Source organism: Pseudoflavonifractor sp. An184 (assembly GCF_002160305.1).
Classification (GTDB): domain Bacteria; phylum Bacillota; class Clostridia; order Oscillospirales; family Oscillospiraceae; genus Lawsonibacter; species Lawsonibacter pullicola.
Map to the genome: position 1 here is coordinate 1 of NZ_NFKI01000097.1, position 5,644 is coordinate 5,644.

The 5,644-nt window shown below is 62.4% G+C and carries 3 protein-coding genes; 2 read left to right on the top strand and 1 reads right to left on the bottom strand.

Annotated elements, in window-relative coordinates; genetic code table 11:
• Positions 1-461: 461 nt before the first annotated feature.
• Both B5F19_RS16230 and B5F19_RS16235 read left to right on the top strand, forming a co-directional pair.
• The gene (locus B5F19_RS16230; protein WP_087292642.1) at positions 462-941 is read left to right on the top strand and encodes an RNA polymerase sigma factor; all 480 of its coding nucleotides are present in this window, start codon (positions 462-464) and stop codon (positions 939-941) included.
• On the top strand, positions 925-2,310 hold the full coding sequence (locus B5F19_RS16235) for a stalk domain-containing protein (RefSeq protein WP_087292645.1): 1,386 nt from the start codon (positions 925-927) through the stop codon (positions 2,308-2,310). The genes B5F19_RS16230 and B5F19_RS16235 overlap by 17 nt, the downstream gene beginning before the upstream one ends.
• Positions 2,311-2,896: 586 nt before the next feature.
• Here B5F19_RS16235 and B5F19_RS16240 read toward each other — a convergent pair.
• A complete protein-coding gene (locus B5F19_RS16240; protein ID WP_087292648.1) occupies positions 2,897-4,384 on the bottom strand; it encodes a DUF1846 domain-containing protein in 1,488 nt (495 codons plus the stop codon).
• Positions 4,385-5,644: the final 1,260 nt, after the last annotated feature.

Sequence of the window (5,644 nt, forward strand, 5' to 3'; positions counted from 1 at the left end):
CGCACAGCCAGGCCCCAGTGGGCCGGCAGGAATTGAAACCAGCCACCCAGATTTTGCGCGCCGGAAATGTTCTGCCCACTTCGAGGGGTAACCCCCGCATTTGGGGGCCGGGGAAAGCGGTCCTATGGACCTAGGCGGAGCAAAGCGGAGCCGTAGTCCATCGGCCGCGTCCCCGGCGGCGTTTTGGTGACTTTGCCGCCGCGGGCAAAGTCACTCGCCGCCCGCAGGCGGCGAAATTCCCCCTGCGAGGAACGAAACCGCTCTATCATCGCCCCCTCATCCGTCACGGCTTCGCCGTGCCACCTTCCCCCCAGGGGGAAGGCTTTTGAGGGGGAGCGCCCCTCATCCGCCCAGAGGGAAGATTTAACAGAAAAAATTCCCCCTCCCGGTGACAATTCCAGACCCAAAAGCGTTTTATAGGTGAGCGCTCAAAGAAGAAACACAGAAAGGAGGCCGCCGGGATGGACGACGTGATCGCCCTGTTCCACCGGTACAAGGACCCGGTCTACCGACTGGCCCTGTCCTTCACCGGCTCCCCCGCCGACGCGGAGGACGTGACCCAGACGGTATTTCTGAAATATTTGGAGACCCAGCCGGAGCTGGAGGAGGGCAAGGAGCGGGCCTGGCTCCTTCAGGTGACGGCCAACCAGTGCCGGGACCTGTGGCGGCGGCTGAAGCGCCGGGCCACCGTCCCCCTGGAGGAGGCCCAGGCCGTGGCCGTTCTCCCGCCCAAGGTGGAGACGGTGTGGGAGACCGTGAAAATCCTCAAGCCCATGGACCGGGGCGCCCTGTACCTCTTTTACTACGAGGGGTACTCCACCGGGGAAATCGCCCAGATGCTCCGGGTGAGCCAGAGCTCCGTCACCTCCCGGCTGTGCCGGGCCAGAAAAAAGCTGAAGGAACAGCTGGAACAGGAGGGATACCATGAAACAGGAGTTTAATTGGGCCATGGACCAGGTGAAGCTCCCGCCCGAGGCCGAGGAACGGATTTTAAGGGCGTTGGAGGAGCAGAAGGCCGGAAAAGCGCCCCGCCGCTCCAGGCGGACCTGGAAAACCGCCGTCGCGGCCGTGGCCGCCGCGGTGCTGATGACCGGAACCGCCTTTGCCGCCGCCTATCAAGCGGGGGTGCTGGATATTTTCTTCCGGGGAGATACCAGCAGTTTGGAGTCTTACCGCACCATCCAGTCTACCGAGGATGAGAACTACCGGCTGACGGTGGACAGCCTGCGGGATGGAGACGGATTGTATCTGTATCTCACGGTAGAGCCCAAGACCGAACAGGCCGCCCAGGTCCTTCCAGATATTGAGTGGGGGCCCGGCACCTTTTCCTTCACCCCCGGCATGACAAAAGGCTGGTGGGAGTCGGAGGAAACCACCGATCCGGAAGTCAGCCGCTCCTTCTCCATTGAGACCAATCTGACCATGAAGGCGCTGGAAACTCTGGAGCCTATCACGTTTTCCGCCAACTTTATGGCGGAGGACTGCACCCTCCAGCTGCCCATCCAGCAGTCCGCGCCCACGGCAAGCCGGAGCATCAACCAGGAAATCGAGGTGAATCCCCTCATCGGGGAGATGGAATACTGGACGGATGTGACCATCTCCTCCACCCGGTTCTCCTATACCAGCATACAGAATTATACTAAGACGAGCGGCGGGCGCGATGTGGCGGACCCGCTGATCTTCCTGAAAATGAAAGACGGAAGTATTTTGACCCGCTCCCAGCTGGGGTTGGGCCCTATTGGAGAGGAACAGATTCTGGATGTGGACGGGCTCCCCGAAGAAAAGCGGATGGACCGGATCATTGACCATTTCAAGATCGTCATCGACCCCACCCAGGTGGAATCCCTGATTGTGGACGGAACGGAGTTCCCCATGGACGGGTCGGACCCCAAGGAAGTTCAGATAGACGAGGCCCTGCTCCCCTTCTATGCGGAAGCCATGGACTACCAGGACACCCAGGGCAATCCCGGGTACTATTTGTCCTCCATGGAGGAGTTGTGTGAAAAACTGGGGGCGGACTACTCCTGGGACCCGGAAACCAAAACGGCCACCGGCGTCTACCGCGGCGTGACCCTGCGGCTGACCGCCGGGTCCGAAACCGCGGAGATCGACGGGACGCCTACCCCAATCCAAGAGTACACCCGCAGCTATCAGGCCATCCAAAACGGGAACACCATCGCCGTCTACCCCTGTATCTTTGAGACGGCATGGCAGGTCGACCTCTCCCAGGACTATGTGCGGACGATTGACCACGTGGACGGTCAGCCCGTCGCTGAGACGGAGTGGCTGGATTGGATTGTCATCCCCTGATATCGGGCGGCCACATGGGGCCGCCCCTACGGTTGAAAGGGACCACCCTCATAATCAGGACCGTTCCCCTCATCCGTCACGCTTCGCGTGACACCTTCCCCCAGGGGAAGGCTATTTTGCATCGGGAGCGTTGGCTCGGCCAAGCCAGGCGCAGATGTGGAACCGCACCCGCTCCAATTTTCCACAAACCCAGGGCCCAGTGGCCCGGCGGGAATTCGGACACTCACTCAGATTTTGCGCGCCGGAAGGATTCTGCCTGCTCTAAGGGATAACCCCCGTAATGGGGCCCGGGGAAAGGCGACTATGAGCACGAAGTGCTCATCTGGAGCCGTCCCCGGGGGCGTTTTGCCTACTTTGCCGCCATGGGCAAAGTAGGTCGCCGCCCGCAGGCGGCGAAATTCCCCTGCATATAACAAACGCAATCCGAAACCTGCCCCCTCATCCAGCCCTTCGGGCCACCTTCCCCCCAGGGGGAAGGCTTTGCGGGGGAGCCCCCCCGGGGGCACCTTCCCCGCAGGGCGAAACCCTGCCAAAAACGAGACAGGCGCCCCTGGGAGACCCTTCTCCCGGGGGCGCCTCATTGCGCTTATCGGTGATACAAGTTGTTGGTCTGATACTGGGGCTCGCAGGTGAGCTGGAGGCCCAGCTTCTTATAGGTGCTCTCGTCGGGGGGCGAGAGGATGACGGAGCAGTGGGCCTGGCACCCGTTGAGGGCGGCCAGGGAGTGGAGGGCGGCCTGGGCCTTGGGGTCCAGGTTGGCCGAGGCGGCCAGGGCGATCAGCACCTCGTCGCTGTGGAGCCGGGGGTTGTTGGAGCCCAGGTACTTGACCTTGACGGTCTGGATGGGCTCGATGGCGCTCTGGGCGATGAGGTGGACGCCGTGTCCCCCCAGGTCGGACAGGGCCTTCAGGGCGTTCAGAAGGGCGGCGGCGGAGCAGCCCATGAGCTCGGAGGTCTTGCCGGTGACCATGGAGCCGTCGGGCAGCTCGATGGCCATGGCGGGCTCGCCGGTCTGCTCGGCCACCTGGTTGGCGGCGGCGGCCACCTTCCGGATGGACGGGGTGATCCCCGCCTGCTGCATGAGCAGCTCCAGCTTGTATACCGTCTGCTCCGAGCCCTTGCCCTGGCGCAGCTCGCACCGGGCGTCGTAGTACCGGCGGACGATCTCCTGCCGGGCGGCCTCCTGGACCGCCTGGTCGTCGTAGATGCACTTGCCCGCCATGTTCACCCCCATGTCGGTGGGGGACTTATAGGGGCAGGAGCCGGTGATCTTCTCAAACATGGCCGCCAGGACGGGGAAGACCTCCACGTCCCGGTTGTAGTTCACCGTGGTCTCGCCGTAGGCCTGGAGGTGGAAGGGGTCGATCATGTTCACGTCGTCCAGGTCGGCGGTGGCCGCCTCATAGGCCAGGTTCACCGGGTGCTTCAGGGGCAGGTTCCAGATAGGGAAGGTCTCAAACTTGGCGTAGCCTGCGGCCACTCCCCGCTTGTACTCGTGGTAGAGCTGGGAGAGACAGGTGGCCATCTTGCCGCTGCCGGGGCCGGGGGCGGTGACCACCACCAGGGGGCGGCTGGTCTCCACGTAGTCGTTCCGCCCGAAGCCCTCGTCGGAGACGATCTTCGCAATGTTGTGGGGGTAGCCGGCGATGGGGTAGTGGCGGTACACCTTCACCCCCAGGGACTCCAGCCGCTTCTGGAAGGCGTCGGCGGCGGTCTGTCCGGCGTACTGGGTGACCACCACGCTGCCCACGTACAGGTCCATGGACCGGAAGGCGTCGATGAGCCGGAGCACGTCGCTGTCGTAGGTGATGCCCAGGTCCCCCCGGACTTTGTTCTTCTCGATGTCGCTGGCGTTGATGGCGATGATGATTTCCGCCTTGTCCTTCATCTGGGCCAGCATGCGGATCTTGCTGTCCGGCTCGAACCCGGGCAGCACCCGGCTGGCGTGGAAGTCGTCAAACAGCTTGCCGCCGAACTCCAGGTACAGCTTGCCGCCGAACTGGGCGATGCGCTCCTGGATGTGCTGGGACTGGAGCTTTAAATATTGGCCGTTGTCAAAGCCCTGTTTGGCCATGCGCTCACTCCTCTATTTCTGAATTTTTCTATAAAATCAACATTCTTTATTTTACGCGGCGGGAGAAGGACCGTCAAGGTTTTTAGGGGCAAAGACTTCCACGAGAGTTGCCCCCGGATTTTGTGGAAAAAGCGGGTAGCATTTCCTTGGGTTCTATGATAAGATAAAAGAACTCACCTCTTGAAGAACAACATGACCGCCTCGTTTGCGATTTGACGGCGGGCTGATTCTCTTGATACGCTGACACCCTCTCCGCGGCGGAAATTGCTCCACCGCGGAGGGGATTTTTTTAACGTTCGACCGATTGCAGGGCGGGCACACACCCGCACAGGGAGGAACCTCTGGGAGAGGGTTGAGGAAAGGGAATCCCCCCGCCGCTTCGCGCCCCCCTTTGACAAGGGGGGCTTTGCGGGCCTGGGTAGGGGAGCCCCTTGGGGCTCCCACCGGGATAAAGATTGCGGTTCAAGTACGCCCCCTCATCCGTCACGGCTTCGCCGTGCCACCTTCCCCCCTCTGGGGGGAAGGCTTGCGGGCGGCTACATAGGGCCGCCCCTGCAAAAAGGCGAGAGCATTCCGGGAGATTTGTAGGGGCGCGCTGTGCGCGCCCGCGGGCGGCCTTTGGCCGCACACCTCATCCGTCACGCTTCGCGTGACACCTTCCCCTAAAGGGGGAAGGCTTCTGAAATCCCACCCCTCTGCCTTCCCCTTTAGGGGAAGGTGCCCCCGAAGGGGGCGGATGAGGTATCCGTGTTTTGAAACGGGAGCGTTGGCTCGGCAACGCCAGGCGCGGCTGTGGAATCGTACCGGCCTCAATTTTCCACAAACCCAGGGCCCAGTGGCCCGGCGGGAATTGAGAAACTCACTCAGATTTTGCGCGCCGGAAATATTCTGCCCACTTCAAGGGGTAACCTCCGTATCAGGGGTCCGGGGAAAGCGGTCCTATGGACCTAGGCGGAGCAAAGCGGAGCCCTAGTCCATCGGCCGCGTCCCCGGTGGCGTTTTGGGTAATCTCTCTCGTACCTCCCGGCGAAGCCCAACGAAGTGGGTTCGCCGGGAAGAGGAGGAGCAAGGGAACGAGCGCAGTTTTCGCCGCTAGGCGGAAACGGAGTGGAGTGGACTTTGCGACGACGAGCCGCCATGGGCAAAGTAGGTCGCCGCCCGCAGGCGGCGAAATTCCCCCTGCGAGGAACGAAACCGCTCTATCATCGCCCCCTCATCCGTCACGGCTTCGCCGTGCCACCTTCCCCCCAGGGGGAAGGC

Coding starts and splice junctions, on each gene's coding strand:
- B5F19_RS16230 (WP_087292642.1), top strand. CDS start 462: ATGGACGACGTGATCGCCCTGTTCCACCGGTACAAGGACCCGGTCTAC.
- B5F19_RS16235 (WP_087292645.1), top strand. CDS start 925: ATGAAACAGGAGTTTAATTGGGCCATGGACCAGGTGAAGCTCCCGCCC.
- B5F19_RS16240 (WP_087292648.1), bottom strand. CDS start 4,384: ATGGCCAAACAGGGCTTTGACAACGGCCAATATTTAAAGCTCCAGTCC.